Here is a 26,752-nt window from a genome sequence, read left to right on the forward strand (position 1 = left end):
AGGAAGTCCTGGCACTACTGCTTTCTGACCGCACGTAAGCCGTAATGTTTTACCTGTCGTATTTTGAGCTGGTTGTCGACAATTTCTACCTTTTTCAGATCCATAAATTCGCCCTTAGCGTCGTAGAAACCAATCATACTGGAGAGCTCATTCTCATGCTTTTTCACGTCCACTTTGGGCTGATAGCCGAAGTTGGGTATATCGACGCTATCCTGTACTTCCATCATTTTGTAGGTGACGTCCACCCGGTAGCGGAATCGCAGCGGCGTTTCGTACAGCTTTACCGTGAATTTAAATTCATTCAGATTATCAGGGTCAGGGACGGGCGCGGAGTAGGTGGCTACCGGCTCGGAATTGACGTTGGTCCGCTCCATGGGAATCGTGTCGTTCACGAAGACCCGGTTTTCGGAAGCATCTGTTTTCTTTTGGTTGCAGCCAGCCGTAAAAGCCAGCAGGGAAAGTAAAACCAGTACTCTCATGCGTTGGTACAAATGGGTGGTTAGAGTTTGGGGATGGATAAAGCGGGGGTAAGTTAGTTATTTTTCTGCCGTGGCTGGTACCTGTCACCAGCAATATATCCGCAAGTACCTCTATTGCCGGCGACAACACCGGCAAAGGCGAAATGGTCGGTTTAGCCTTTGTAGTAATAATGATCGCAGGGGAGTTATATTTACGAGTAATAGATCAAAATGGTCAAAACTGTTTAGAAAAGAGAAAATCTGAATGAAACACTACCCTTCTTTAACAGGCTCTGTTCTTGTTACCCTCTTACTTTTTCTTCTGGCTCCTGTGTTGAAGTCCATTGCTCAAACCCGGCCCAAGCCCAAAGCCAATTACCCGTACCTACTCTATCTTCCTAAGGAGTATTCAACATGTAAAGAGACGTTTCCTTTGGTTATATACCTGGGTGGTGGCTCACAAAGGGGTAACGACTTAACTAAGTTAAAGAGCTACGGAATCCCCCATTATATAGAACAGGGACAACATTATCCTTTTATTGTTGCCTCCCCCCAGTGTCCGGGCAACAAATACTGGACAACCGAAAACTGGTTTGATTCCCTGTACCTAAACCTGACCACCAACTACCGGATTGATACTACCAGGATATATGTTACGGGTATCAGCCTTGGTGGTTATGGTACCTGGCAGGTCGCCATAGACTATCCCGAAAAGTTTGCAGCCATTGCTCCCTTATGTGGCGGCGTTAATGATAGTGATACGGCTAACATCAGCAGGCTAAAGCAGCTTCCTGTCTGGACCTTTCATGGTAAAGCCGATAATATTATTCCCATTTCTGAAACAGAAAGGGTAGTAACCAAACTGGAAGCCCACAGGGGGAATGTCAAATTTACCCGATTAAAAGACGTAGGGCATGGCATTCAGTACTTGTATGCAGATAATACAATTTTTGATTGGCTACTAAGCCATCAAAAAAAGAACAACTCACCCAAGAAGTAAGGTCTTGCTACTAGTAGGCTTTGGGGTGATGGCAATTACTGATGAAGCTATCCGGATCTTCATAGCGTTGAATTCCTACTGAACGGCCCCATTTTAGATAGAATTTAAGTGTATCCTCCTTTATACAACTAGATTCTAAGCTACTTACTCATCAAAAATACAACCCTATGAATACTCCGCTCGGATTGATAACCTCATCAAGACTCCATATCACGTTGAAATGCACACTTTTATGGCTCTGTCTGGGGGCGAAGGCAGCCATGGCCCAGGGGCAGGGCGCAAGCCTATCGGAACAGTCCGCCGCCGTGATAACCTCCAATAATCAGAAAACCGAGGTAAGCAGCGATAAAAATGGGGTACTACGGGTAAATGTCTCTCCCAAAGATGCGCAAACCTTCAAGAAACGGGGCTGGGTCAGGTACAGCGACTTTGGCGCGCGGGGTGACGGTAAGACCGATGACATCGACGCTATCGCGGCGGCCCATGCCTTTGCCAATCAGCAGGGGTTGCCGGTCAAAGCGAACGAAGGCGCTACCTACTACATCGGCGGGAAGGAACGCACCGCTGCGATCCAAACCGACACCGATTTCGGCACGGCAGCCCTTATTATCGACGATACCGAGGTGGAAAATCGGAATGCGCCCGTTTTTCTGGTCAGTTCCAGCCTGCAATCGTTTCCCTTGAAAGGAATAACCTCGCTGAAGCGGAATCAGAAAAAAATTGACGTTTCCTTATCCGGCCCCTGTCTTATTACAGTCACCGATGCTAACGTGAAGCGCTATATTCGGTATGGCTTGAACCAAAATAATGGTGCATCGCAGACGGATATTTTCATCGTGGATAAAAATGGTAAGGTGGACATGGATGCGCCGATCATCTGGGACTTCGACCAAATCACGGAAATCAGTGCGCTTCCCATCGACGAAAAGCCCCTGACGATCACCGGGGGACGGTTCACGACGATTGCCAATAAAGAAAAATCGGCCTACACGTATTATAGCCGCAATATCACGATCAAACGCTCCAATGTCCTGATCGACGGACTCGAACACCGCATTACGGGCGAAGGCGATCACGGCGCACCCTACGGCGGCTTTCTTGGTTTTCGGGACTGCGCCAACGTAACCGTCAAGAATACCCTCCTAACCGGCCACAAAACCTATAGTACCATCGGCGCGGCCGGGAAGCCCGTCTCCATGGGTACCTACGATCTCTCTGCCACCCGCGCCCTCAATTTATCTTTCATTGACTGCCGCCAAACCAACGACATCAACGACCGCACCTATTGGGGCATCCTGGGGTCCAGTTTCTGTAAGAATATCCTGTACGACCGCTGTACTTTTTCCCGGTTCGATGCCCACATGGGAGTGGCCAACGCCACCATCCGCAACTCAACCCTGGGACACATGGGCATCAACGCCATCGGCAGCGGGACTTTTCTCGTGGAGAACAGTACGATCCGCGGCGGTACCCTCATCAATCTACGCTCCGACTACGGCAGCACCTGGCAGGGTACTTTCGTGATCCGCAACTGCACTTTTGTGCCGTCGGGCGGCCGCCCCGTCAGCGCTTCTCTGATCGGGGGTTCCAATTCCGGTCAGCATGATTTCGGCTATACCGCCTATATGCCCGAACGAATTCTCATTGAAAACCTCAAAATTGATGACTCCAACCACCCGGAGAATTACCAGGGCCCGGCTATTTTCGCGAATTTCAATCCCCAAATGACGGATGAGTCCTATCAGGAAAAATTCCCGTATGTCAAAACCAAAGAAGTTATACTCAGAAATGTGACCACCGCCAGCGGTAAGCCCCTGCGCGTGAGTGATAATCAATTCATGTTCAGGAATGTAAAAGTGGAGGTTAAGTGAGGTGGTGTCAGGGAGTTATACTCCGCAAGTTATGTAGGCTACCCTGACTCAATTGCCAGACGATTTTCTATTTGCTGAATGGAGCCTATTCAGATGCTTTGCTTTGGCCCCTGCGGATTTCTATGATAAAATCCTCGGTGAGATCTAAGGTAGAGAACATTAGTAAGAAAACTTATTTCGTATTTTTTGATTATTTCGATTATTTTTATAGTTGAAATCAAAACCCATCAAAGTATGGAATATTTAGAAAATATCACCAAACCTTCGAAAGAAGAACAGAAGGTGGCGATGGAATCCTATACTGCACTCGCGGAAGTTCTTGAAAGTCTTCATAAAGACAATCCTGAAATAGAAATTGAAGAAACAAAGGAAAAAATCAGGGTTCCCTTAAAAGCTTTAAAATTACTTGCAACCATCTTAAAAGCCACGAGCCAGGGAAAGCCAATTTCGGTAGTACCCATAGCTACCGAGATGACTACTCAGGCAGCTGCCGATTTGCTGGGTTGCTCCCGTCCTCATTTAGTGAAATTGCTCGAAGAAGGAGAAATTGAGTACACTACGATCGGGAAGCACAGAAGAGTCAAATTTGAGGATGTAATGGCTTACAAGAAAAGGATGAAGGCAAAACAGCAGGAATTGCTGATCAAACTAATGAACGCAGACGAAGAATCAGGACTCTATGATTCATAGTATTCGTTTTACATGTATTCTTGATACCAATGTTATTATTCCAGTTGAGGTTCGTGATTTACTATTTTGGTTTGCTCATGATGACTTATATACTCCAAAATGGAGCAAACACATCTTTGATGAATGGGTCGATGTATTGAGAAGAAAGAATGTCAGCGAAGAAGAAATAAAGAAGCGAATTGGTTGGGCAAATCAGGCATTTCCCGATGCAAGGGTTGAAAACTACGAAGTTCTGATTGAAGGATTAACCTTGCCAGATGAAAAAGACCGTCATGTTTTAGCCGCGGCAATCAAGACCAACGCGAATATAATTGTGACCAATAACCTAAAGGACTTTCCAGAAGAATACCTTGCAATATTTGGATTGTCAGCGAAAAATGCAGATGACTTTTTAACCGAAACGATAGATTTGAATCAGAAGGTTGCTGTCAATTCATTTCGAAAATTAGTTATGAACAGGAAAAATCCTGATTTGGATGAATATGAAGTTTTGGACTGCCTGAGAAGAAATGGGCTGAATGATACTGCAAACTATTTACACACATTAATATAGAAAAAGAAATCTATCGGAAACAACGGGTAGCCTTCGATTACCAGCCAAAGCCAGAAACTGCGGCTGCACAAGACGTAAACGACTACCCTTATGATACCCTTTTTTCCTGCCGTTGCTGGTGTTTCCCATCAGCAACTTATCTGTAAGTACCTCATTCGGCGGTGATAACTACTATAAAAACTACCCAACAGTATAGAATAACCTGCGTAATGTTTTTTAAGTATATCTTTTATAAAGCCCCGACCTGCGTATGCTATTTTTTAGAAAAAATGTAAGTTGGATTGTGTTCCTCTTTCTAGGATTCACCACCGTTCAGGCTCAATCTGCCCGGGTTTCGGGTACAGTAGGTGTACGTCCTACTCCTACCGATACCCTTCATTTATTCCTGATTGGTAACAGTTTCTCGCAGAATGCGGCCCGGTATCTGCCCCAGCTGGCAAAGGAAGGCGGACATCCCCTCAAAATCGGTCGGGCCGAACTGGGTGGCTGCTCGCTGCAGCGACACTGGGAGCACGCCGCTGCCGCCGAAGCCAACCCCGACGACCCAAAGGGAAAACCCTACAAAGGAAAATCCCTGCGCATGCTATTGTCTGAAGGGACCTGGGATGTCGTAACCCTGCAGCAGTATTCCATGCACTCGGCCGACCCGGCCGCCTATGAGCCTTACGCCCAAAAACTGTACGATTACATCAAATCTATCCAGCCCCGGGCCGAAGTTGTATTTCACCAGACCTGGGCCTACCGCTCCGATGCAGATGGCTTTGGACAGGTTGCCCCCAATACCTTTGCTCAAAGTGAAAAGGAAATGTGGGAAAAATCCAGAGCAGCGTACCATACTATAGGCCGGCAACTGGGGGTACGTATCATTCCCGTAGGCGATGCCTTCTGGAAAGTAAGCTCCGACCCTACCTGGGGTTACCGCAAGGACCCCAATTTTAACTATAAAAATCCGGAGTATCCCTCCCTGCCCGACCAGACGCATTCTCTGCACGCGGGCTACCGCTGGACCAATGATCAGAAATGGGGATTTGATTCGCACCATGCCAACGAAGCCGGTTGTTATCTGGGGTCTCTGGTATGGTACTCATTCCTGTTTGGCGAGTCGCCCCGCGAGCTAACCTTCACGCCCGAACAGGTACCCGCTGATTTTGCGGCTCAGTTAAGAAAGGTAGCCGAAACAACACAGAACAGAGTCAGGAAATAGGGTAAATGTAGAAGCAGTAATGGCAATGATTGATTAAACGAAAATTTCACAAATCGTAATCCCCGTTGCTGATGTTTCTCATCAGCTGCTTATTCGCAAGTACTACATTCGCCGGGGATAACACCGGTTAAGGCGAAAATAAATTATTCTCTAAGTTGCTGCTGCTGATAGGAACTACCAATAAAAAGCATCCAGTATCAAATACATTCCATCTAAACCTTTCCTATCCTCGTAAGTGGAAATGAATATTTATTATCCACATCAACCAGAAAATATCATGTTACTATTTAATAAAGTGAACGAGGCAAAGCTAGTAGCATGGAGAGCGCGTAACGGCTTAAAAATTCTTAGAATATCACTTGGTGTGCTCTTTCTATGGTTTGGGCTGCTAAAGTTCTTTCCCGGTTTAAGTCCGGCAGAAATGCTGGCAGGGCGCACTATCCACGTTCTGACTTTAGGTAGGGTGGAACCGGAGATATCAATGCCTCTTCTGGCAATATGGGAAGGACTTATAGGATTAGGCTTAATATTTAATTATCAGATAAGAATAACTTTATTGTTATTGTATTTTCAAATGATAGGCACATTTTTGCCAATTATATTTTTTAATAATGAAACCTGGACCAGTAATGTATTAGTACCCACGTTATTAGGTCAATACATAATCAAAAACATAATCCTGATTTCAGCGGCAATAGTAATTGGTGCAACATCCAGTGGTGGAGCCCTAATCTATGATCCCATTATTGCAAAACGGGCGCAGTACTTAGAGCTACTTTATGAGCGGTTTCGCCGGCGGTTTAAGAAAGAACCTGTGGAAAAGAAATCTGGTCGACAGGAATTATAAGTATTTGGACCGTCCATCCAAAGGCCCCCGCTTAACCGGGACCAACTCCTGGAAAGCCGTATTTTTCTCAAATGAAGCCCGCCTCCGGCTATGGTTGGGACCGACCGCATCCAAAACGTGCACTGGCGTGTGTATCATGGCGAACTTGACATCTACCATATCTAGCGATGGAAACGGACGTAATCTAACTCGATGCCAGAAAGTCACTACTCAAAACAGATAGAACTATTCACCCGGAAATGCTACATTCACCAGAGATAAAACTGGCAAAGGCGTATTTAAACAAATGAAATTTGACCACTATATTATCAGACCGTTAACGACCGACGACCTGGCACCTTACTTCGATATGGTAGAGCGGAACCGAAAAAGGCTGGAAGATTTCTTTACCGGCACCGTATCTCGCACCCAAAGCCTAGAAGCTACCCGGGAATTCCTGGCCGATATAATAGAGCGGGCAAAAAACCGAACCTATTTCCCCTACCTGATCATTGACGAACAGGACGGACGGTTTGCCGGTTTTCTTGACCTGAAAAATATAGACTGGAGTATTCCAAAATCTGAGGTAGGCTTTTATATCGATGAAGACTATGCCGGTAAAGGGGTCGGGACCAAAGCGTTGCGGACATTTTGCACGTACTGCTTCCCTACATTCGGCTTTCGAAAGCTTTTTCTCCGGACCCACGACAGCAATACCGCGGCGAAACGCATGGCTGAAAACTGTGGCTTTGAACGGGAAGGTGTCCTGCGCCGCGACTATAAAACCACCTCCGGCGAACTCGTTGACCTGATCTACTACGGACGTCTGGATTGATACTGCACGAAGTACCTGGTAGTTCTGCCGTTGCTGATGCTTCTCACCTTCAACTTATCTGTAAGCGCTTCAATCGCCGGTGATAACACCGGCAAAGGCAAATTACTGAAAGGCGTCTCCTTGAACAGGAGTTGAACCTTGCAATTTGATTCGTTTTGAGTACATTAGCCCCATTAAAGTACTGAGAAATACTTGCGTATACCGCCGGGCGGCAGGCCCGGCTATTACTAACCAAAGTCCCAGGGATATGAAAAAAATGCTACTGAAGGGTTTCTTCATTTTTGTAATCGGTATCATGTTCGCGGTACCGATGTATGCCTGTACTATATTCGTCCTTACCGATGCCCAAAGAACCTTGTTTTTTAACAACGAAGATTACTCCAATCCAGCTACCCGGATATGGTTTCTGCCCGGCGGGAAGGGGTACTACGGGACTGCGTACGTTGGATTTGATAATGACTGGGCACAGGGTGGCGTCAACACCGCCGGGCTGGCGTTTGACTGGGTGGCCGGGGTTAAGGAGCAGTACGTACCAGCCCCGAGCCTGTTAAAACCACGGGGCAACCCCAGCGAACGCATGCTGGAAAGCTGCGCCACCGTAGAAGAAGCCATTGCCTTCTATCAGAAATACCAGGAGCCCAGTTTTTCCTACGCCCGAATCATGATCGCCGACAAATCCGGTGCTTCGGTAATTATTAGCGCCCACAATGGTCAGCTTTATTTTGACAGGTCGACCCAGTCAAGGGGCTTCGGATACGGGGAAAAAGCCCTGGGTGACTATCTGACCAAAGCACCCCAACCCACGGTGCAGGGTGGTCTGCCCATTTTGCGGGCTTGTTTGCAACAGGGGGAGTATGCTACCAAGTATTCCAGTATATACGATCTCCGGTCGGGCGATATTTACCTGGTACCTCCGGGTGATCAGCAGTCGGAAATAAAGCTCAATCTGTCGGCCGAGCTGGCGAAAGGAGGACACTACTATGATATGCCTCAGCTAAACAACCAGCTGAATGGGGAACAACTGGCGCTCCGGCCCGGTATGCGGCGTTTTCTGCACGATGGATACACACCAGTTCCTGATCCTGATCCCGTCCTTGACGAACGATTTAAGACTCTTTTTGAAAACAATGCAACCGGATCTTTGAAGGCAGAGGAGTTTAGTCCGGAATTATGGCAGCAAATTGCTCCTAATCTAAAAGGTATTCAGGAGGAGGCTAAAAAACTGGGCAGAGTCGAATCATTTACGCTGCTGGAGCGCAAAGCGATAGACCAGCAGAGGAGCTTCCTCTACCTGATCGAATACGAAAATGCTACCATTCTGCAGCGCTTTGTGCTCAATGACAAAAATCAACTGACGATGGTAAAGTCAGAAGGTTGGGAGCAGAAGTCCAAGTGAGCTTTTTAGTAGAAGGCTGGTTGTGATCCTGTGATTAAGTTAAGTTGGCAGTAATTATTTTCTGTTGCTTATAAAGTGCTTTACCCTTACAAAATACAAAATTCATCTATGATGAGGATACCTCTACTAACCCTGGCATTGGTGTTTCATGTTCTGGCCTTAAACGCCAAGGAATACAATATTGCAGACTACGGTGCAGAAAGGGATAAACTATCTACTACTGCCATTCAAAAAGCTATTGATGCGGCATTTGAAGCAGGCGGGGGTACTGTAGTGGTACCTGCGGGTATGTACATTACAGGCGCAATCATTTTAAAAAGCCGGATTAACCTGCACCTCGAGCAAGGAGCAGAATTACAGTCCAGTACTAACCTGGAGGACTTCCTGATAGGCAACAAAAGGTATGGAATGATTTATTGCGAAGATGCCGTTCAGGTAAGCATTACCGGTAAAGGCATCATAAATGGAAGAGGTTCTGATTTTTATATTCCCAATGAAAACCATACGAACAGTACTTTGCCAAACAGTGTCCCGGAATTTTATCCGGCGCTGACGCGGCAGAAGGAAAAGTATATGAAGGAGAGTCCCTTTTTTACGGACGGACCGCTTAAACGCAAACCAAGGCCGGGAATGACAATCGTATTTTTTCATTGCAACCAGGTTACTATAAAGGATATTACGATTAAGGATACGCCTATATGGGCCACCCGTTTTGGTTATTGCGAAGATGTACTGATAAGCGGTGTTTCCATAATGAATAACCCTATGATTCCGAACAGCGACGGAATTCATCTTACGGTTTCAAGAAATGTCCGTATTTCTGATTGCGATATTGTTTGTGGGGATGATGCCATTATTGTTACGGGTTTTGCAAAAATTGAAAATACGCCCGGTTTTACTTCCGAAGAACAGGATAAGTATAAAAACGGCAATAAGACCATCTTTGCTGAAAATATCCAGGTAAACAATTGCCGGTTACAATCCCGTTCATCGGCCATCCGGATCGGCTACGGGCAACATCCAATACGGAGATGTACCTTCACTAATATTATTATTTCAGAGTCAAACCGCGGTATAGGTATTTATGCTCATGATTCTTCGTCTATTGAGGAGCTTATATTTTCTAATATCACCATCGAAACCCGTCTGCACAACGGTGTTTGGTGGGGCAAAGGCGAACCCATTCATCTGTCTTCCATTTCGCGACTCAAAGGCGAGCCCGCCGGTAAGATCAGGCAGGTGCAATTCAATAATATATCCGCTATTGGAGAACAGGGAATCCTGGTTTATGCAATGAAGGAAAATCCAATGGAAGATATTCAATTTCAAAACGTAAAATTTTTCATCAGAAAAGGTAAAGAAACCATGAACTATGGCGGTAATTTCGATTTACGGCCCACAGCATCTCCCGAAACGCAACTTTTTTCACATGACATTGCTGGTCTGTATGCTCAAAATGTAAATAATTTAAGCATAAAAGGGTTTGAGCTCAGCTGGGACAAGGACCTCCCTTTCTTCTTCACACACGGCATACATGCTGTTAATGTTGGGAATTTATTAAATGAAGGTTTCTACGGTTCTGGTAATCCGAGCTTTCCAGGTAGCAAAAAAGTTCATCTTGAAAATGCTTCAATGAGGAAACCATGACCAGTTGACAACCAATCATACATGAAGGAAAGGAAACGACCGGTACCCGGCTACAGACAGGGCGGACATTTATTTCACCTCAAAAACATGGTGGCTCGACTCTTCTCTACATCTTACAATTACCTACCTGTACGATCCTTCCATCGCTGTCTTACAAGTATTCTGGCCGTGGCAGGACTGTTTATACTACTCGCGGCGGGGAAAGTACTGGCGCAGGACAAAGCCCCCACTGACCTCATCCGGAAATTCCGCTCCCTGCGCGACACCACTACCTGGAACCAGGTAAAGCAAGTACCCCTGAAATTTCCCGTTCATCATCCGCAGGGTATGGTTAAAGTTGGCCCTTACTTTTATATGTCATCCGTAGAAGTACTGAACCGGGAAGCTGGGCAGGGCGTAGGGCACCTGTTCAAATTTGACGCAAACGGAAAATTGCTGGCGGATGTGAAGCTGGGCGAGGGAAGCAGGTACCATCCGGGCGGCATTGACTACGACGGGCAACATATATGGGTACCCGTGGCGGAGTACCGGCCTAGCAGTAGTTCGATAGTTTACAAGGTCAATCCTGAAACCCGGCAGGTCACCGAAGTCTTTCGGTTTGCAGACCACCTGGGCGGCATTGTCCACAATACCGACGCTCATACTCTGCATGGTATTAGCTGGGGCTCCCGAAACTACTATGACTGGAAACTGGATGCCCGGGGAGGGGTACTTGCTTCCGGCAAAAGCCCCGGACAACTCCGCGTACCGAATCCATCCTACTACATCGACTACCAGGACTGCCAGTACGTGGGGAATAACCTGATGCTGTGCGGTGGGTTGAAGAACTACCGACAGGGTACCTCCACCTTTCGCCTGGGTGGCCTGGAACTGGTAGATTTGACGAAGCAGCAGCCCGTACATCAGGTACCGGTACCTCTGTGGGCACCCTCCGGCCGGCCCATGACCCAGAATCCTTTCTGGCTGGAAAGTACCCCGGGGGGCATCCGGGCTTACTTTGTACCGGACGATAACGAAGCCACCCTGTTTGTGTACGAAGCTACCGTCAGGTAATTTGACCCTAAACCAGTACGGAGGTACCGGCTTCCGCCGCCCCAGAGTTGTAAAAGTACATAGCTACTGCTCCTCGTTTGGTAGTACAGACAGCTATCCGCTTGAAAAATACATTTCAGCCCGAAAAAAGAACAGTTCATTCCGTATAGCCTGTACCGCCAATTTAATTTTTTCTAGCTTTACAACGAAAAGAGACCTCCAGTACTCTTATCAAAAAAACCAGCCCTTATGAAGTTATCCGTCTACACCCTGCTGATGGCCCTGTCCATCACAGCCTGCAACACGACCTTCGACGAAACCCCTCCGGGGCCTCAGTTTGATGGTACGGCCTACCGTCCGGTCTATGCTACCTCCCAGGAGATAAAGAATATCCAGTCGCTTCCCGCGCGTGCCCTCAAAAAGCCGGGCAAGATTTACCTGCTGGGCAGCTTCCTGTTCATTAACGAAATGGGGGCCGGAGTACACATCATCAACAACAGCGACCCTAAAAATCCGGAGAATCTGGCTTTTGTGTCCATTCCCGCCAACTACGACATCGCCGTTAAAGGCAACTGGCTCTACGCTGACAACGGTACTGACCTGGTAGTATTTGATATCAGCAACCCACGGGAGGTACGGCTGGCCCGCCGCATCGAGAAAGCCATCCCACTCAACAAGTACCCGCCCTTCCAGAATACCTACTTTGAGTGTGTGGATGATACCAAAGGGGTAGTGGTAAGTTGGGAAAAAGTTACCGTGTCAGCCAGACCAAGTTGTTATCGTTAAACCACCCGTTTTTTATGAAAAGATTTTTTCAAAAGACCTGTATAGTACTCCTGTCGGGCTTGCTGGCCCTGAGTGTATGGCAGTGCGAAATGGGGGCCTCCGCCGACGTAGCGCCGGGCGCTACCGGAGTAGGTGGCTCCATGGCCCGCTTCGCCATTACCGACAACACCCTGTATATAGTAACCCGTCAGAGCCTGGACGTCTACGATATTTCCAGCCCGTCGGAACCCGTTCGCAAAGGCAAAGCCGAACTGGGCCTTGGTATTGAGACCATATTCCCCTACCAGAAAAACCTGTTCGTCGGCGCTAACGACGGTATGTATATTTTTGATAATCGGCAACCCCAGTCGCCGGTGTTGTTGTCGAAGTACACCCACGTCATGAGTTGTGACCCAGTGGTAGTACAAGGTACCTACGCCTACGTAACGCTGCGGGGAGGAGTTGGCTGCCGCATGTGGCAACCCCAAAGTACCCTCGACGTCGTTGATGTGTCCAATCCGTCTAGTCCGCGGATGCTCAACTCACAGCAACTACTGTCTCCGTACGGGTTGGGGGTTGACGGCAACAAGCTGTTTGTGTGCGAAGGAGACAAAGGGCTGAAAGTATTTGATATTTCCAGCCCCACCGTACCTATCCAGATCCAGTTCCTGACCGAGGTACCCGCCTACGACGTGATTCCCTACCGCAATACCCTGATCGTAACGGGTAATAAAGGCCTGTACCAGTACCGCTACGATGGTACCCAAACGGGTACTTCCCTGGAACTGCTTAGTAAAATACCGGTTGAATGAAACGAATAGTGTTTTTTTTGTTGGTGGCCCTGGCAGGAAGTATATCGGTAATAGCGCAGGATATGTACCAGTATACGCCTACCCGTGCTCCCCAGTATCCGGATTCGCTTAATCGGCAACCTATTTTGAAATTCGCGCCCCTCGCCCTGTTTGACCCGGACAATACCTTACAGGTGGGAATAGAAATCCCGCTGCCGGACCCCCGTTTCAGCGTTCAGCAGGAAGCAGGCTACGGCCATTCGGCCTTTAATGTGTACCCTTTCCAACGGGAGGAATACCCCAACCGGGAAACCTGGCGCTTCCGGACCCAGCTCAGGATGTACTACCGAATGAACGAGAGCGGTGCGGGGTACTTTGCGGCGGAGTACCTCTTCAAAAAAAACAGTATTCAGCAGTTAAAGTCGGTGGGTATGGATTGTGCCTCACCGGGCCAGTGTGCCTATTTCCAAACCCGAAACGTTTCGCTGGGGCGCTTTGTAAACGCCTTCCATCTCAAAGCAGGATGGCAGTACTACCTGGCTCCGCGTATGAATCTGGACGTATACTTCGGTCTGGGTATGCGTAATCTTACAGTACGTACCCTGGGTCAGGAAAATGAGCAGTTGCGTAATAATTCCAATTCCCTTTGGTTCGGGACCGACCAGCCTGGGCGGTATGGCCCGATTGGCAGCTTCACTTTTGGCTTCCATCTGGGGTGGGTACTCGGGAAACTGTAGGCAGCTGACAAGTGGGTAAATTAGGCGGGGTTTTTTCTTATGTTTGAGAAAACAATAACTTTCCTCAAACCTAATCATTCACCTAAAACTCCTCCTTACTACTATGGTTGGCAAAATTTTCCTTGGGATACTCCTCCTACTCGTGGGTATACAACTCATTCGCCCTACCCCTAACGATTCCGACGACCGTACCTACGACATCACCACCCGCTACACCGTACCGGACGATGTGCAGCATATTCTGGCGGTAGCCTGTAACGACTGCCACTCCAACAAGACCACCTACCCCTGGTACTCCAATGTACAGCCCGTAGCCTGGTGGCTCGACGATCACATTGTGGATGGCAAGCGGCACCTCAACTTCTCCAGCTTTACCAACGCTCCCTTGGCGATACAGTACCACAAGCTGGAAGAAGTAGTAGAGGTAATGGATGAGCGCGAAATGCCCATGAAAGAGTATACCTACCTGGGCATGCACGCGGAAGCTAACCTCACGGATGACCAGCGGCAACGTCTGATCCAGTGGGCAAAGGCGCAGATGGATACGCTCAAAGCCAACTACCCCGCCGATAGCCTGGTCAGGAAGCCACGCCGTGGTTAAAACTACCACTGAAAGCTGTAAAACAAAACGACTGAACCTGGTGTAGTAGGTCGTGTGTGCTATCCTTTCCATTAATTTTCATTCCTATGGCAAGATTTCTGATTATTTTAAACCTGATTCTGGCTGGTACTGCTGGTTTGTTTTCGTGGCAGCCCCAGTCTTCTGAATCCCCAACGGCCATTCCCGTATGCTATACTCCCCTACTGCCCAGCCATGACATGAAACGGTTTGCGCTGGACCCAGCTTTTCAGGCGCTGCACCCGGCTCCCCTCCCGCTTCAATACGAAGGAAAGGGTCAAAACATTACCTTCAAGACCCCTGATGGGAAAGATGCCAATGGGTACCTGATCAAGGCCAAAAACAAGAGCGATAATTGGTTGCTGGTGTACCAGGAATGGTGGGGGCTTAACGACTACATTCGTCGGGAGTCGGACCGTTATTACGACGACCTGCGCGGAGACGTGAACGTACTGGCCCTGGACATGTACGACGGACAGGTAACAGACAATCCGCAGGAAGCCGGCAAACTGGTGTCTAGTGTAAAGGAGGAGCGACTCACCAACATCATCAAAGGCGGACTGACCTACGCCGGGCCGAATGCGCAGGTAGCCAACGTGGGCTGGTGTTTTGGAGGTGGACTTTCCCTTCGTTCGGGGCTGCTTGGAGGTAAAAACACCATTGGGGTGGTAATGTACTACGGCATGCCGGTACAGGACGTACAGCAGCTGAAAAACCTCAATAGTGATGTACTTGGGGTGTTCGCCACCGAGGAGCGAATCTCTAAAGAAATCATCGAAACCTTTGACTCCAATATGGATAAGGCCGGCAAGCAGTTGATCTACAAGATATTTCCCGGTGTCCACGGCTTTGCCAACCCGAGTAATCCCAAGTACGATCAATTGAACGCCGAACAGGCCTACGGAATGTCCATAGCCTACCTGAAGAATAAGTTTAATGTATAGTGAATGCCATTCTATAATAGGCCAACGGGGTAGGCTGCAGAGACTACCCCGCTTTTTCTAAATACTACTCCGCCTCCTCCGCTTTTTCGCCCAGCTCCACGATATCTCCTTCCTTGAAAAGAATCATCTTCATCATTTGCCGACACTTCGACTTTTTCCGCAACAGAAATTCCAGGTCCATCGCAAAATGCTTAAATTCTTCCTTCTGAGCATTCTGCATGATGCGCTTGGCCTGATCGTCTTTTTCCACCGAAATCCGTTGCTCATACCAGTCAATGGCCTCCGCCTCCTCAATGACCGAACTGATCATTCGGGCAAAGGTTCTTGTTTCTTCGGATAGCTCCTGGGGAGGTTCGTGGTACTGATCAAATCCCATAGTATAGCTGTTTTAGCAGAGAATAATTAAAAGCAAACGGATAAACCAATAAATGGTTTTTCCAGAAAGGTGTATATTGACTGATGCAGAACTCGTACCATTTAAGAGCGTAACCGCTTCGGTGAGGTGTGATGGAAGATAAAATTCTGTTCTTTGATTAGTATTGTTCGGAAGTAATTATCATAATTTGGTAAATTGAGTACCTAAACCCGATAGACTATGAAACCAGAGCAACTACCCAATTCCAAACAACCCTTCAATAGCCTGGACATGGAGCTGGACCTGTTCCGAAAAGTAGGATATGAAGTAATTGATGCCATTGCGGAGTACTACGGTACCTTGCGTGAACGGAGGATTATTTCGGAAAGTAATTCTTCAGAAATCGAACAGGTATTCCAGGAACAGCTTCCCTGGACGGGTCAGGAGCCAGAGGCGATAATAGCTGAGTGGAAAGAACGGGTTCTGCCGCATGCCACGCACCTGGGGTCGCCCCGGTACTTTGGTTTTGTGAATGGCTCGGGTACCATGATGTCCGTCTTTGCGGATGCACTGGCTACCTCTGTCAACATGAACGCCGGAGGGTGGAAAGCCGGACCGGCCGCCACCGAAATAGAGCGCCGGGCTATTGCCTGGGTTGCCGAACTAATCGGCTACCCCATCGACTGCGGAGGCTTGTTTGTGGGAGGTGGTACCATCGCTAACTTTTCGGCGCTGCTCACCGCCCTGCGCAACACCGCCTCTTATGATACCACCGCCGAAGGCCTTCAGTCTGAACAGAGAAAGGGCCTGCATACGCTCTATATGTCCGATCACGAAGGTCATATATCCATCGTAAAGGCCGCCGACATGGCTAATCTGGGCAGGAACGCCATCCGGCGGGTACCCAGCCACGAAGACCTGACCATGAATACTATAGCTTTGGAGAAGATGATCGAGGAGGACCTACGGTCTGGCCATGTTCCCTTTTGTGTGGTGGCGCAGGTAGGCTCCATCAACGTAGGCGTAGTAGACCCACTGGAAGATATCGCCAGGATATGTAAAGCAAGAAATATCTGGTTTCATGCTGATGGCGCCTGCGGCGCCGTGGGCGCTATGCTTCCCGAAAAAAAGCATCTGTACCAGGGTCTGGAAAAAGCAGATTCGGTTACACTCGATCCACACAAGTGGCTTTACATTCCGTACGAATGCGGATGCTTGCTGGTTAAATATCCGGAAAAGCTCCGAAGAACCTTTTCCATCGCGGCGCCTTACCTGCAGGGTACCCTGCCCACCGATTACAATGGCCTTGACTACTTTGAGTTCGGACCACACATGTCCCGGAGTTTCAATGCCCTGAAGGTATGGATGTCCATCAAGCACTACGGCCGGGAAGGGTACCAGAAACTACTCAGACAAAACATCCTGTGCGCCCAGCACCTGCACAGGCTGGTTAGTGCCTCCCCGGACTTTGTACCCATGCACCAGCCGGAGCTGTTTATCTACACATTCCGCTGGGTACCGGCCGAGGTACAGCAGCAGGCGGCAACCCTACAACTGAATACTTACCTGGATAAGATGAATCAGAAAATAACTGACGAGATCATGTCTACCGGCTTCGCCTTTATTATGACATCCAGAATATGGGGGCAGGTAGTGATTCGTCTCTCCATCTGTTCGCACCGCACTACGCTTGAAGATATAGACATGGTCTTTGAAAGGCTACAGCAGATTGGCCGTAGGCTTTATCAGGAGGAGAAGTTTCCTGCACCAGCCCATTAAAAATTCCCGACCCACGATTTCGTCTGGGCTTATCCGCTACGCCTCACTCACCTCAATCCATACCGGCGCGTGATCGCTGGTTTTCTCCCAGCCCCGTACCTCCCGGTCTACCCCGGCGGACAGGAGACGGCCTTCGAGATGCGGACTAAGCAGGAAATGGTCAATCCGCAGGCCGGTGTTGCGGCTGAACGAGTACCTGAAGTAGTCCCAGAAGGTATAGATCCGCTCGTTGGGGTGGAGTTTCCGGATAGCGTCAATCCAGCCCTGGCTCAGCAGGGAGTCAAAGGCCGAGCGGGTTTCGGGCCGGAACAGGGCGTCATCCAGCCAGCGCTCCGGCCGGTATACATCCAGGTCGGTGGGAATAACGTTAAAGTCTCCGGTCAGAAGAACAGGTTTATCCAGAGTAAGTAAAGTCGCTGCGTACCTGTTCAGGCGTTCCATCCACCGGAGCTTGTAGTCGAATTTTGGTCCGGGGGCCGGATTACCATTTGGAAGGTACAGGCATCCAATGAGAATTCCGTTCAACTCGGCCTCAATATAGCGACTCTGCTCATCTTCCGGCTCTCCCGGAAGGCCGCGCTTCACGGCCCGGATATCATGACCGCGGGACAAAATGGCGACTCCGTTCCAGCTCTTTTGTCCGTGCCATACCGCCCTATACCCCACCTCCGCAATCGCCTCCTCCGGAAACTTTTCGTCCGGTGCTTTCAGCTCCTGCAGACAAACTACATCGGGTGTGGTAGCCTGCAGCCAACTGAGCAGGACCGGTAGCCGGGCATTGATTCCATTCACATTAAAGGTGACAATTTTCATAGTATAGTACCACCGCCTGGGTGGTAGTTGCAGTCTTTGGATTGAATAAGTACTAGGTCCTGATTAACATTCCTATCTATTTATCTATTTTTATGTCATTAAAGTTTACTTCATTAAAGGCACCAGGGTACTATTAGCAAGAGGTGCCCTGGCCAACAGACTTGTTCACTAAAATCTTACCCAATGAAAAAAGTAATTATTACTTGGTTCCTAAGCTTATCCTTCATTTTTAATGCTGTAGCCGACGAAGGCATGTGGCTCCCCTTACTGCTGGGCCAGCAGGTGTATAACGACATGGTAAAGAAAGGGCTTAAACTTTCAAAAGAACAGTTATACAGTGTCAACAAAGCCTCCATCAAAGACGCCATCATTATTTTTGGAAATGGCTGTACTGGCGAAATTGTAAGCTCCAAAGGGTTGATTTTTACCAACCACCACTGTGGTTATGGCGCTATTGCCAATGCCAGTTCGGTGGAGCACAACTACCTGCGGGACGGCTTTTATGCCAAGAGCACCAGCGAAGAAATCCCCACCAACCTGACGGTGCAGTTTCTGGTAAGGATTGATGACGTGACTAAAGAGGTGAATGATTCGCTGATGGGCCTGTCTGGTGCGGCAAGAGCCAGCAAGCAGGCCGCGGTGATGAGTCATATCAACAGCCGGATGAGCGATCTATCCAAAAACCTGGAAACCCGGATCAGTCCGCTCTTCAAGGGCAATCAGTTCCTGGCGTTTGTGTACCAGCGCTACAACGACGTGCGGCTGGTAGGTACCCCGCCGGAGAGTGTAGGTAAGTTCGGGGGCGATACCGACAACTGGGAGTGGCCCCGCCACACCGGCGACTTTTCGGTATTCAGGGTGTACGCTACACCTGATGGCAAACCGGCTCCGTACACCACGACCAACGTACCGCTCAAGCCTAAGTACCATCTGCCCATTTCGCTGAAAGGCGTGAAGGAAAATGACTTTGCCATGATTTTTGGCTATCCGGGCGGTACCAACCGGTACGAGTCTTCGTACGGGGTGCAGCTGGCTACCGAAACCAACAACCCAACGCTGGTAAAGCTGCGGGATATGCGCCTCAAGTATATGTTTGAGGAAATGAAAAATGACCCGGCCATCAAACTGCAACTGGCGTCTGACTATGCCTCCATTGCCAACTACTGGAAGTTTTTCAAGGGGGAAACCGAGCAATTGCTGAAATACGACGTGTACGGACAGAAGAAAAAGGATGAGGAAGCTTTCATAAAATGGGCACAGTCCAAACCTGAGTACAAAGACCTTTTTACGGATCTCGAACAAACCTACGCGGCCTGGCGCCCTTTTAGTATGCATCGGGTTTATATTAACGAAGGTATACTGGGTTCGCCGCTGTTGGCCTTTGCCACCTCCCTGCAGCAACTGGAAAATTCCCTGGTCAATCCCAATGCTTCGGCGGAAGACATTAAAAAAGCAGTGGAAGCCGCGGGTACGGCCCGGCAAAATTTCGTGAAAAGCCACAACCGGCCTTCGGACAAGAACATCGTGGCCTCGGTACTGCAGTTGTACTACAACGATGTACCCAAGGACCAGCAGCCAGCGGGTTTGTATGAAGCCATTCGCAACGAGTACGGTGCTCTGGATAAAGCCTCGACCTACGAAAGATACGTTGACCAGCTATTCACCAGCACCATGATCCTGAGGGATGCGAAATGGAACGGTTTTGCCAGAAATCCGGATGCGAAAACACTGCAGCAGGACCTGGCCTTTAGCCTGGCAAACGCTTTTGTTAAAAACTACCAGAGCAAGTACCTGCCACTTTACCAGCAGTTTACCTCCCGCAACAACGAGTGGGGACGCCTATACCTGAAAGGGGTGAAGGAATTGAATCCGACGAAAGTAATGTACCCGGATGCTACCTTTACCATGCGGGTTTCGTACGGACAGGTAGATGACTACCAGCCCCGCGACGCGGTATCGTACCAGAATGTTACCACCATGAAAGGCGTACTGCAGAAGTACAAACCGGGCGATTATGAATTTGACCTGCCGGAGCAGTTGGTTAAGCTGGCCCGAGCTAAGGAATACGGCCCCTACAAAGACCCGCGTACCGGCGACCTGGTCGTAAACTTTATTACCAGCAATGATATTACCGGGGGTAATTCCGGCTCGCCGGTCATCAATGGCAATGGGGAGTTAATTGGCCTGGCCTTCGATGGTAACTACGAAGCCCTGAGTCATAAGATCGCTTTTGATAAGGACCTGAACCGCACCATCAATGTAGACATCCGTTATGTACTATGGCTCATTGACAACCTAGGCGGCGCTGACCACATTATCAAGGAACTGACCATTCGAAAATAAATAAACTTCCTGTTCCCCAGAAAAGCCCCGCCGGTGCGGGGCTTTTCTGTAAGTCCAATTCAAAAAAGCATGAAACTACTTTGCTTCCTGCTCGCACTGGCACTGCTGGCCTGTACTCAAAATAACGACAATACAACCGCTACTGAGGATTCAGCCCTGGTACAGCAAGACCCTCCTCCGGAAAAGGTACCTCCGGCCGACTCCTCCAACGAAAGGTTCAAGGAAGTGACGGTCCGGGCACTGGGAAACAATACTTACCGGGTTCAGGGCAAAGCCCGGGTTTTCGAAGCGGCTTTCAGCTGGGTAGTGGAGGATGGGCACCACGAACTAAAAACGGGTCACGAAATGACCGATGCCGGTGCGCCCGCCTGGGGTACTTTTGATTTTACGGTAGAGGTGCAGAAACAACAACCTAACTCCACCCTTATGCTGATTCTTTTTGAGGCCAGCGCCAAAGACGGGAGTAGGCAGTACGAGCTGCCGGTTAAGCTGGATTAGTCTGGTATATGGGGCTATTCCTGCCGGGTTGGCGCTTCTGGCGCGTACCCAAATCCATCATTCCAAATACCCGACGGCGTCCCTAAATCTTTTCTATATTTCATAGTTGTACACTTTTAAGAACAGCCTGTATAAACACTCACCAATTCGAGAATCCCATGACAACACAACTAATTCCTTTGGACCCTATTTATATCGTAGGTATTTCCGTGAGGACAATAAATCAGAACGGGCAATCAGGGGCAGACATTAGCAGTTTATGGCTGCGGTTCTTTTCAGAAGATATCGCTAGTAAAGTTCCAAGCAGAACAAGCGACGACCTTTACTGCGTCTACACAGATTACGAAAGTGACCATACAGGTGCCTACACAACCCTTCTTGGCTATAGAGTTGAAAGCGAAAAGGTAGTCCCGGAGGGTTTAATACTGATTACTATCCCAGCAGGAATTTACAATCGTTACACCTCGGAGGGCAAACTTCCTTATTGTGTTCTTGCTACCTGGGAATACATCTGGCGGACTACAACGGAGAGGAGTTACATGGCTGACTTTGACATGTATGGGCCGGAGGCTCAGGACCAGAACAACGCCCAGGTGCAAACTTTTGTTTCTGTGGCTAAATAGCCTTCTATACAATAACAACCGCTAGGTGCGATACGGCTAAACGTTCTTACTGAAAACGGACGACATCGTACCAAGGCAACAAACAGACCGTCGGAAACAGGTAGAAACCTAACCTTTTTTTGTTCCTTTGCAAAAGTACTAACCAGTATCTTTTATGAAAAAGGCAGAGGCAACCCGGCTAATGATCCTGGAAAAAGCGTTTGAGCTCATCTACGTTAATGGTTATCAGACCACGAGCATTGACCACATTATTGCTACCACGCAGGTAACAAAAGGGGCGTTTTACTATCATTTCAAAACAAAAGATGAAATGGGACTCGCCATTATCAATGACATTTTGAAACCAACCCTTACCAGTAGCTTTATTGAACCTCTACAAAAAGAACTGGATCCATTAGATGCAATTTACAACCTGATGCATCATCTTCTCTTGGAAAATGAGTTACTGAAAGTAGAATACGGCTGCCCAGTCGCCAATTTTACGCAGGAAATGACACCCTGGAATGTTGAATTCAGCAAAGTATTGGACGAACTTACCCAGCAGTGGACAAAAACAATGGTCGCTACCATTGAAAATGGTCAGGAAAATGGATTCATACGCAAAGACGTAAACGCAGAACAGGTAACGATGTTTATCATGTCGGGTTATTGGGGTATACGAAATTTCGGAAAATTGGAGAACAGCAAAATAGTTTATATACCTTTTTTAAAGGAGCTTAAAAGCTACCTGAACAGTTTGAAATAATTTTTTCTTTAAAAACATACCGATTAGTATGTTTTTAACTTTACCTTAGCATCGAAATTGAGCTTTGGAGTTCCTTCGGTTTGGAGCTTGATTAGAAAGCAAAAAATGATCCCGATAAAAAATGTATTCAACCCTATTAGCCTTACATTCTTTCGTTCGTTGGCTTGTTTTAGCAAGTTTACTTTATGCCATTTTTCGTGCTTACAAGGGTTGGTTTTCCAAAAAAGAGTTTACAAGGTTTGACAATTCCATCAGGCATTGGACTGCCACCATAGCACACGTTCAACTTATTATCGGACTTTGTCTTTACTTCATTAGCCCAATTATTGAGTACTTTCTTCACAACTTCAAAGACGCTATTTATCAAAGAGAAATCCGTTTTTTCGGAATGGAACACAGTTCCATGATGATAACTGCAATCGTCTTTATTACAATCGGTTCAGCAAAAGCAAAACGCAGACAGACCGATATTGAAAAGTTTAAGACAATGGCACTTTGGTTTACAGCCGGACTTTTGATTATCCTGTCCTCTGTTCCCTGGGCATTTTCGCCCCTAACAAGCCGACCTTATTTCCGGCCATTTTAGACCCATACATAAAAGGGGGTGCGGTTACAAGTGATCTGAATTTAGCAAAATCTAAAAATACACTACCTTTGCGCCCAAATTCCTGGGCCTGATGATCCACTCCGAAACCTACCGCATCCGAAACTACGAAGCTGATACCAACGGCAACTTGTGGCTGACTTCGCTGGCCAATTACCTACAGGACGCCGCCAACCGCCACGCCATTGAACTGGGGGCCGGAGTACCTCAGCTACTGGAACAGGGGCTCACGTGGGTCTTGCACCGCATGCGGCTCGACATCCACCGCTGGCCCCGGCTCCCCGAAGAAGTGACCGTTACGACCCACCCTTCCGGCGAAGAACGGGTGTTTGTATACCGCGACTACCGCATGTACGACAGCGAGCAGACCCTGCTGGTAACGGCCTCCTCGACCTGGCTCCTGTTTGACCTGGTTAAACGTAAACTCACGTCGCCTTCTCCGGAATTAAAACAGTACTTTGAACCCTACCATAACTTTCCGCATTTCCCACGGGCCAACCAGAAGTACCCGCCCCTGCCCGAATCCTGGCAATACCAGACCCAGGTGACCGCCCGGCACAACGAGATTGACCAGAACCAGCACGTAAACAACAGCGTGTACTTTCAGTGGCTGCTGGAACCCCTGCCCGCCGATTTTATAAGTACCCATCAGTGCCAGTCGCTGGATATTACGTTTAAAGCCGAGTGCATGCGGGGCGAAACTGTCCATTCACTTTGTCAGCCGCTGTCGGACCACCAGCTGATGCACCGCCTACAGAGCCAGGAAGGCACTGAAATAGTGACGGCGCTTACTACTTGGTCGTCCTGAATAGGCGGTGCTTTAAAAATTGTGTTTTCTCTTTGCGCCGGTAGTGCTTATCTTTGCAAAACTTTCTCCTGAAATAGCAATGACAAAACTTTCGGTTCGGCACCTCCTTGGCATTAAAAACCTGACTGAGAATGACATTCATACGATATTAGATACCGCTACCCAGTTCAAGGAAGTCATTAACCGGCCCATCAAGAAAGTACCTTCCCTGCGTGACATTACCATTGCCAACGTTTTTTTTGAAAACTCCACCCGTACGCGTCTGTCCTTTGAGCTGGCCGAAAAGCGGCTTTCGGCCGATGTAATTAATTTTTCGGCCTCGGGTAGTTCGGTCAAAAAAGGAGAAACCCTGCTGGATACGGTCAACAATATTCTGGCCATGAAGGTGGACATGATTGTGATGCGGCACAGTAGTCCGGGGGCTCCGCACTACCTGTCGAGCCGGATACCGGCCAATGTAGTCAATGCCGGCGACGGTACCCACGAGCACCCTACCCAGGCCCTGCTCGACGCCTTTTCCATGCGGGAAAAACTGGGCGATCTGACCGGTCGGAAAATCGCTATAATTGGTGATATTCTTCACTCCCGCGTGGCTTTATCCAATATATTCTGTCTGCAGAAACTCGGGGCCGAGGTTATGGTTTGTGGCCCTACTACCCTTATCCCCAAGTACATTGGCGACCTGGGCGTAAAGGTAAGCCACGATGTACGGCAGGCCCTGCAGTGGTGTGACGTGGCAAACGTACTGCGAATACAGCTCGAGCGTCAACAGATTAAGTACTTCCCGTCGCTGCGCGAGTACTCGCTGTACTTTGGGATAAACCGGGAAATGCTCGACGAAGTAAACCGTGAAATTGTACTGATGCACCCCGGCCCCATTAACCGGGGCGTGGAGCTATCGTCCGATGCGGCCGATTCGCGGCATTCCATCATTCTTAATCAGGTGGAAAACGGAGTAGCTGTAAGGATGGCGGTCCTGTACCTGCTGGCCCAACAGTAGGCCGACCGCCTCGGTACCGCTGTTACCGGAGCAGGAATGCTTTGCTTTTTACCGCCTCTTTTCCGGCTTTCCAGATTTTCTCAATATAGACCGGCGCGTAGGGTACCCTACAGGCTGTGCCACCCAATTCGACCTGTACTTTACCGATTTCATTGGCTACCCCCAAAGCTTTTTCGCTCAGCGGACTGTAAAGGCCACCCACGGCAATCAGAAAATTATTCATACTGTAACGTACCCGGTTAGGTACTTCATGAATGGTGGTCCGTACCCGTTCGAGCAGTTGTTCCAGTTCCGGTTGATCCAGGGATTCGTTTGGCAGGAAGGCCACCATTTGTGCCCAGGTAGCCCAACCTGCATTGGCGATCATTTCCTGGTCGTTATCAATCCATTTACGGGCCATTTCTAATCCGTAGGGACTTTCGGCGGCAACACCCGCCACGGCATATTCACTCAGCAGGTACCAGTGAGCCTTTTCTACCCATTCATTAAGAAGCTCGGGGGTCATTTGTTGCGGATCGGCCAGCATACCCGCCAGGTACATGGCATCGGAATTGCCAGTGCGGTAAAGATCTACCGCCAACGCATGATTTTGGGCGTAGCGCTTGGCTAATTTTTTCACGTCACCTACCCGCACGCCAAAAAGCGGCTCCCGGGCGCCCTGACTCATAAATACTTTTTTATTGGAATCGTTGCCATAACCGGCCAACTCATTCATTACCTCTTTTACATCTTCCATTTAATAGTGTGGTATAGTTACTTCTAAATAAAGGTACAGAAAGTAACAGTTCACCCATTAGAAATTCAGTTTTTTTTCCTCTTAATCTCTTATTCTGTACTTAACGTTTTTACGTGTGTGATAATTATCCGGTTTATTTCTTCGGCTACCAAACTTCGTCATTCTGTTTCATCAAGATTAAACAAAACACCGGCTCCTGCTCTGGGTTACTACTATAAAGTATCCCGCTAAAATATGACAACCCAACGCACCGCCCTCATCACCGGCCCCACCTCGGGCATTGGCCGCATCACGGCCCTGAAACTTGCCAACAAACAATTTGACCTGATTCTGGTGGCCCGAAACGCTGACAAAACCGCCGAACTCCAGCGGGAAATTGGCAGCCGGGTCAGTACCTGGTTTATTGAATGTGATTTGTCAAGTCTGGCTTCGGTGCGCGAAGCTGTAAAAACAATCAGGGAAAAATTTCAGAAAATTGATGTTCACATCAACAACGCAGGTTTGATTCTGGACCACGAGGAGTTTAGTCCGGATGGCCTTGAAAAGACCTTTGCCGTCAATCATGTAGCGCACTTCTTATTAACCACCGAACTGCTCGACCTCATCAAAGCGGGTACCAGGCCGCGTATTATCCATTTGTCTTCCGAAGCCCACCGGGCGGCCCGGTTTCAGATTGACCAGTTGGTAAAACCCGATAAGTACAGCGGCTTCAGAACCTACGCTAACTCCAAACTGGCCAACATCCTGTTTTCCAACGAACTGGCGGAGCGCCTCCTTCCAACGGGTATTAGTTCCAATGCGCTTCATCCGGGTGGCGTAGCGACTAATTTCGCGGGCGAGGTTTCAGGGCTTTATAAATTGGCCATGTGGCTGGCCCGTCCTTTTTTTATTTCGCCGGAAGAAGGTGCCCGGACTACCCTGTTCCTGGCCAGCTCGCCCAAAGTGGAGGGCATTACCGGTAAGTACTTCAGTGATTTAAAGATAAAAAAACCAAATACCGAAGCCCAAAGCAGCTTTCTGGCTAAAAAACTCTGGGCCCTTTCGGAGGAGTTGGTGCGGGATTTTCGGGTAAAAACCTGA

General features: G+C 48.6%; 28 protein-coding genes. 24 read left to right on the forward strand and 4 right to left on the reverse strand.

The window, feature by feature from the left end:
* Positions 1 to 14 precede the first annotated feature (14 nt).
* Complete coding sequence (locus VGN67_RS17055) at positions 15 to 479, reverse strand: hypothetical protein (RefSeq protein ID WP_327488059.1); 465 nt, start codon at positions 477 to 479, stop codon at positions 15 to 17.
* A 412-nt stretch (positions 480 to 891) separates the two neighbouring features.
* On the opposite strand from VGN67_RS17055, the gene VGN67_RS17060 reads away from it, so the two are divergent.
* The 15 genes from VGN67_RS17060 (at position 892) to VGN67_RS17130 (ending at position 15,368) form a co-directional block, all read left to right on the forward strand.
* Positions 892 to 1,458 (forward strand): dienelactone hydrolase family protein, encoded by a 567-nt coding sequence (locus VGN67_RS17060; protein ID WP_327488060.1) that lies wholly within the window; start codon positions 892 to 894, stop codon positions 1,456 to 1,458.
* A 260-nt stretch (positions 1,459 to 1,718) separates the two neighbouring features.
* Positions 1,719 to 3,329 (forward strand): hypothetical protein, encoded by a 1,611-nt coding sequence (locus VGN67_RS17065; RefSeq protein WP_327488423.1) that lies wholly within the window; start codon positions 1,719 to 1,721, stop codon positions 3,327 to 3,329.
* Positions 3,330 to 3,563: 234 nt separating this feature from the next.
* On the forward strand, positions 3,564 to 4,019 hold the full coding sequence (locus VGN67_RS17070) for a helix-turn-helix domain-containing protein (protein ID WP_327488061.1): 456 nt from the start codon (positions 3,564 to 3,566) through the stop codon (positions 4,017 to 4,019).
* On the forward strand, positions 4,009 to 4,572 hold the full coding sequence (locus tag VGN67_RS17075) for a PIN domain-containing protein (protein WP_327488062.1): 564 nt from the start codon (positions 4,009 to 4,011) through the stop codon (positions 4,570 to 4,572). Before VGN67_RS17070 ends, VGN67_RS17075 begins: the two co-directional genes overlap by 11 nt.
* A gap of 283 nt (positions 4,573 to 4,855) precedes the next feature.
* Positions 4,856 to 5,776: a DUF4886 domain-containing protein gene (locus VGN67_RS17080; protein WP_327488063.1), complete on the forward strand. Its 921-nt coding sequence runs from the start codon at positions 4,856 to 4,858 to the stop codon at positions 5,774 to 5,776.
* A gap of 241 nt (positions 5,777 to 6,017) precedes the next feature.
* Positions 6,018 to 6,623 (forward strand): DoxX family protein, encoded by a 606-nt coding sequence (locus tag VGN67_RS17085; RefSeq protein ID WP_327488064.1) that lies wholly within the window; start codon positions 6,018 to 6,020, stop codon positions 6,621 to 6,623.
* A 286-nt stretch (positions 6,624 to 6,909) separates the two neighbouring features.
* Positions 6,910 to 7,437 carry a GNAT family protein gene (locus VGN67_RS17090; protein ID WP_327488065.1) on the forward strand — a complete coding sequence of 176 codons (528 nt, stop codon included), beginning with the start codon at positions 6,910 to 6,912 and terminating at the stop codon, positions 7,435 to 7,437.
* Positions 7,438 to 7,684: 247 nt separating this feature from the next.
* A complete protein-coding gene (locus VGN67_RS17095) occupies positions 7,685 to 8,833 on the forward strand; it encodes a hypothetical protein (protein ID WP_327488066.1) in 1,149 nt (382 codons plus the stop codon).
* Positions 8,834 to 8,941: 108 nt separating this feature from the next.
* Positions 8,942 to 10,480 (forward strand): glycoside hydrolase family 28 protein, encoded by a 1,539-nt coding sequence (locus VGN67_RS17100; protein WP_327488067.1) that lies wholly within the window; start codon positions 8,942 to 8,944, stop codon positions 10,478 to 10,480.
* A gap of 21 nt (positions 10,481 to 10,501) precedes the next feature.
* Positions 10,502 to 11,533 (forward strand): DUF6454 family protein, encoded by a 1,032-nt coding sequence (locus tag VGN67_RS17105; RefSeq protein WP_327488068.1) that lies wholly within the window; start codon positions 10,502 to 10,504, stop codon positions 11,531 to 11,533.
* Between the two features lie 228 nt (positions 11,534 to 11,761).
* On the forward strand, positions 11,762 to 12,298 hold the full coding sequence (locus tag VGN67_RS17110; RefSeq protein ID WP_327488069.1) for a hypothetical protein: 537 nt from the start codon (positions 11,762 to 11,764) through the stop codon (positions 12,296 to 12,298).
* A gap of 14 nt (positions 12,299 to 12,312) precedes the next feature.
* The gene (locus tag VGN67_RS17115) at positions 12,313 to 13,089 is read left to right on the forward strand and encodes a hypothetical protein (RefSeq protein ID WP_327488070.1); all 777 of its coding nucleotides are present in this window, start codon (positions 12,313 to 12,315) and stop codon (positions 13,087 to 13,089) included.
* Complete coding sequence (locus tag VGN67_RS17120) at positions 13,086 to 13,805, forward strand: DUF3575 domain-containing protein (protein WP_327488071.1); 720 nt, start codon at positions 13,086 to 13,088, stop codon at positions 13,803 to 13,805. Before VGN67_RS17115 ends, VGN67_RS17120 begins: the two co-directional genes overlap by 4 nt.
* A gap of 103 nt (positions 13,806 to 13,908) precedes the next feature.
* Positions 13,909 to 14,406: a heme-binding domain-containing protein gene (locus VGN67_RS17125; RefSeq protein ID WP_327488072.1), complete on the forward strand. Its 498-nt coding sequence runs from the start codon at positions 13,909 to 13,911 to the stop codon at positions 14,404 to 14,406.
* Between the two features lie 86 nt (positions 14,407 to 14,492).
* Complete coding sequence (locus VGN67_RS17130; protein ID WP_327488073.1) at positions 14,493 to 15,368, forward strand: dienelactone hydrolase family protein; 876 nt, start codon at positions 14,493 to 14,495, stop codon at positions 15,366 to 15,368.
* A gap of 64 nt (positions 15,369 to 15,432) precedes the next feature.
* Here the strand turns inward: VGN67_RS17130 and VGN67_RS17135 are convergent, their stop codons facing one another.
* On the reverse strand, positions 15,433 to 15,744 hold the full coding sequence (locus tag VGN67_RS17135; RefSeq protein WP_327488074.1) for a hypothetical protein: 312 nt from the start codon (positions 15,742 to 15,744) through the stop codon (positions 15,433 to 15,435).
* A 219-nt stretch (positions 15,745 to 15,963) separates the two neighbouring features.
* On the opposite strand from VGN67_RS17135, the gene VGN67_RS17140 reads away from it, so the two are divergent.
* Positions 15,964 to 17,502 carry an aspartate aminotransferase family protein gene (locus VGN67_RS17140; protein ID WP_327488075.1) on the forward strand — a complete coding sequence of 513 codons (1,539 nt, stop codon included), beginning with the start codon at positions 15,964 to 15,966 and terminating at the stop codon, positions 17,500 to 17,502.
* Positions 17,503 to 17,538: 36 nt separating this feature from the next.
* Here the strand turns inward: VGN67_RS17140 and xth are convergent, their stop codons facing one another.
* Positions 17,539 to 18,315, reverse strand: coding sequence for an exodeoxyribonuclease III (gene xth, locus VGN67_RS17145; RefSeq protein WP_327488076.1), 777 nt, complete (start codon positions 18,313 to 18,315; stop codon positions 17,539 to 17,541).
* Positions 18,316 to 18,498: 183 nt separating this feature from the next.
* Here xth and VGN67_RS17150 point away from each other — a divergent pair, with 183 nt between their 5' ends.
* The 7 genes from VGN67_RS17150 (at position 18,499) to VGN67_RS17180 (ending at position 24,936) form a co-directional block, all read left to right on the forward strand.
* Positions 18,499 to 20,658 (forward strand): S46 family peptidase, encoded by a 2,160-nt coding sequence (locus VGN67_RS17150; RefSeq protein WP_327488077.1) that lies wholly within the window; start codon positions 18,499 to 18,501, stop codon positions 20,656 to 20,658.
* A 69-nt stretch (positions 20,659 to 20,727) separates the two neighbouring features.
* Entirely contained in the window at positions 20,728 to 21,156 is a 429-nt protein-coding gene (locus VGN67_RS17155; protein WP_327488078.1) for a Gmad2 immunoglobulin-like domain-containing protein, read from the forward strand.
* Positions 21,157 to 21,314: 158 nt separating this feature from the next.
* The gene (locus VGN67_RS17160; RefSeq protein WP_327488079.1) at positions 21,315 to 21,779 is read left to right on the forward strand and encodes a GyrI-like domain-containing protein; all 465 of its coding nucleotides are present in this window, start codon (positions 21,315 to 21,317) and stop codon (positions 21,777 to 21,779) included.
* Between the two features lie 154 nt (positions 21,780 to 21,933).
* Entirely contained in the window at positions 21,934 to 22,524 is a 591-nt protein-coding gene (locus tag VGN67_RS17165; RefSeq protein WP_327488080.1) for a TetR/AcrR family transcriptional regulator, read from the forward strand.
* Between the two features lie 121 nt (positions 22,525 to 22,645).
* Positions 22,646 to 23,110: a hypothetical protein gene (locus VGN67_RS17170; RefSeq protein WP_327488081.1), complete on the forward strand. Its 465-nt coding sequence runs from the start codon at positions 22,646 to 22,648 to the stop codon at positions 23,108 to 23,110.
* Between the two features lie 91 nt (positions 23,111 to 23,201).
* Positions 23,202 to 23,936 carry an acyl-[acyl-carrier-protein] thioesterase gene (locus VGN67_RS17175; RefSeq protein WP_327488082.1) on the forward strand — a complete coding sequence of 245 codons (735 nt, stop codon included), beginning with the start codon at positions 23,202 to 23,204 and terminating at the stop codon, positions 23,934 to 23,936.
* Between the two features lie 79 nt (positions 23,937 to 24,015).
* Positions 24,016 to 24,936, forward strand: coding sequence for an aspartate carbamoyltransferase catalytic subunit (locus VGN67_RS17180; RefSeq protein ID WP_327488083.1), 921 nt, complete (start codon positions 24,016 to 24,018; stop codon positions 24,934 to 24,936).
* Positions 24,937 to 24,958: 22 nt separating this feature from the next.
* Here the strand turns inward: VGN67_RS17180 and VGN67_RS17185 are convergent, their stop codons facing one another.
* On the reverse strand, positions 24,959 to 25,672 hold the full coding sequence (locus VGN67_RS17185) for a DNA alkylation repair protein (protein WP_327488084.1): 714 nt from the start codon (positions 25,670 to 25,672) through the stop codon (positions 24,959 to 24,961).
* A gap of 234 nt (positions 25,673 to 25,906) precedes the next feature.
* On the opposite strand from VGN67_RS17185, the gene VGN67_RS17190 reads away from it, so the two are divergent.
* Complete coding sequence (locus VGN67_RS17190; protein WP_327488085.1) at positions 25,907 to 26,752, forward strand: SDR family oxidoreductase; 846 nt, start codon at positions 25,907 to 25,909, stop codon at positions 26,750 to 26,752.

It is taken from the genome of Telluribacter sp. (assembly GCF_035998675.1).
GTDB lineage: Bacteria > Bacteroidota > Bacteroidia > Cytophagales > Spirosomataceae > Telluribacter.

Coding starts and splice junctions, on each gene's coding strand:
- VGN67_RS17055 (WP_327488059.1), bottom strand. CDS start 479: ATGAGAGTACTGGTTTTACTTTCCCTGCTGGCTTTTACGGCTGGCTGC.
- VGN67_RS17065 (WP_327488423.1), top strand. CDS start 1,719: ATGGCCCAGGGGCAGGGCGCAAGCCTATCGGAACAGTCCGCCGCCGTG.
- VGN67_RS17070 (WP_327488061.1), top strand. CDS start 3,564: ATGGAATATTTAGAAAATATCACCAAACCTTCGAAAGAAGAACAGAAG.
- VGN67_RS17075 (WP_327488062.1), top strand. CDS start 4,009: ATGATTCATAGTATTCGTTTTACATGTATTCTTGATACCAATGTTATT.
- VGN67_RS17085 (WP_327488064.1), top strand. CDS start 6,018: ATGAATATTTATTATCCACATCAACCAGAAAATATCATGTTACTATTT.
- VGN67_RS17090 (WP_327488065.1), top strand. CDS start 6,910: ATGAAATTTGACCACTATATTATCAGACCGTTAACGACCGACGACCTG.
- VGN67_RS17095 (WP_327488066.1), top strand. CDS start 7,685: ATGAAAAAAATGCTACTGAAGGGTTTCTTCATTTTTGTAATCGGTATC.
- VGN67_RS17100 (WP_327488067.1), top strand. CDS start 8,942: ATGATGAGGATACCTCTACTAACCCTGGCATTGGTGTTTCATGTTCTG.
- VGN67_RS17105 (WP_327488068.1), top strand. CDS start 10,502: ATGAAGGAAAGGAAACGACCGGTACCCGGCTACAGACAGGGCGGACAT.
- VGN67_RS17110 (WP_327488069.1), top strand. CDS start 11,762: ATGAAGTTATCCGTCTACACCCTGCTGATGGCCCTGTCCATCACAGCC.
- VGN67_RS17115 (WP_327488070.1), top strand. CDS start 12,313: ATGAAAAGATTTTTTCAAAAGACCTGTATAGTACTCCTGTCGGGCTTG.
- VGN67_RS17120 (WP_327488071.1), top strand. CDS start 13,086: ATGAAACGAATAGTGTTTTTTTTGTTGGTGGCCCTGGCAGGAAGTATA.
- VGN67_RS17125 (WP_327488072.1), top strand. CDS start 13,909: ATGGTTGGCAAAATTTTCCTTGGGATACTCCTCCTACTCGTGGGTATA.
- VGN67_RS17130 (WP_327488073.1), top strand. CDS start 14,493: ATGGCAAGATTTCTGATTATTTTAAACCTGATTCTGGCTGGTACTGCT.
- VGN67_RS17135 (WP_327488074.1), bottom strand. CDS start 15,744: ATGGGATTTGATCAGTACCACGAACCTCCCCAGGAGCTATCCGAAGAA.
- VGN67_RS17140 (WP_327488075.1), top strand. CDS start 15,964: ATGAAACCAGAGCAACTACCCAATTCCAAACAACCCTTCAATAGCCTG.
- xth (WP_327488076.1), bottom strand. CDS start 18,315: ATGAAAATTGTCACCTTTAATGTGAATGGAATCAATGCCCGGCTACCG.
- VGN67_RS17150 (WP_327488077.1), top strand. CDS start 18,499: ATGAAAAAAGTAATTATTACTTGGTTCCTAAGCTTATCCTTCATTTTT.
- VGN67_RS17155 (WP_327488078.1), top strand. CDS start 20,728: ATGAAACTACTTTGCTTCCTGCTCGCACTGGCACTGCTGGCCTGTACT.
- VGN67_RS17160 (WP_327488079.1), top strand. CDS start 21,315: ATGACAACACAACTAATTCCTTTGGACCCTATTTATATCGTAGGTATT.
- VGN67_RS17165 (WP_327488080.1), top strand. CDS start 21,934: ATGAAAAAGGCAGAGGCAACCCGGCTAATGATCCTGGAAAAAGCGTTT.
- VGN67_RS17170 (WP_327488081.1), top strand. CDS start 22,646: ATGTATTCAACCCTATTAGCCTTACATTCTTTCGTTCGTTGGCTTGTT.
- VGN67_RS17175 (WP_327488082.1), top strand. CDS start 23,202: ATGATCCACTCCGAAACCTACCGCATCCGAAACTACGAAGCTGATACC.
- VGN67_RS17180 (WP_327488083.1), top strand. CDS start 24,016: ATGACAAAACTTTCGGTTCGGCACCTCCTTGGCATTAAAAACCTGACT.
- VGN67_RS17185 (WP_327488084.1), bottom strand. CDS start 25,672: ATGGAAGATGTAAAAGAGGTAATGAATGAGTTGGCCGGTTATGGCAAC.
- VGN67_RS17190 (WP_327488085.1), top strand. CDS start 25,907: ATGACAACCCAACGCACCGCCCTCATCACCGGCCCCACCTCGGGCATT.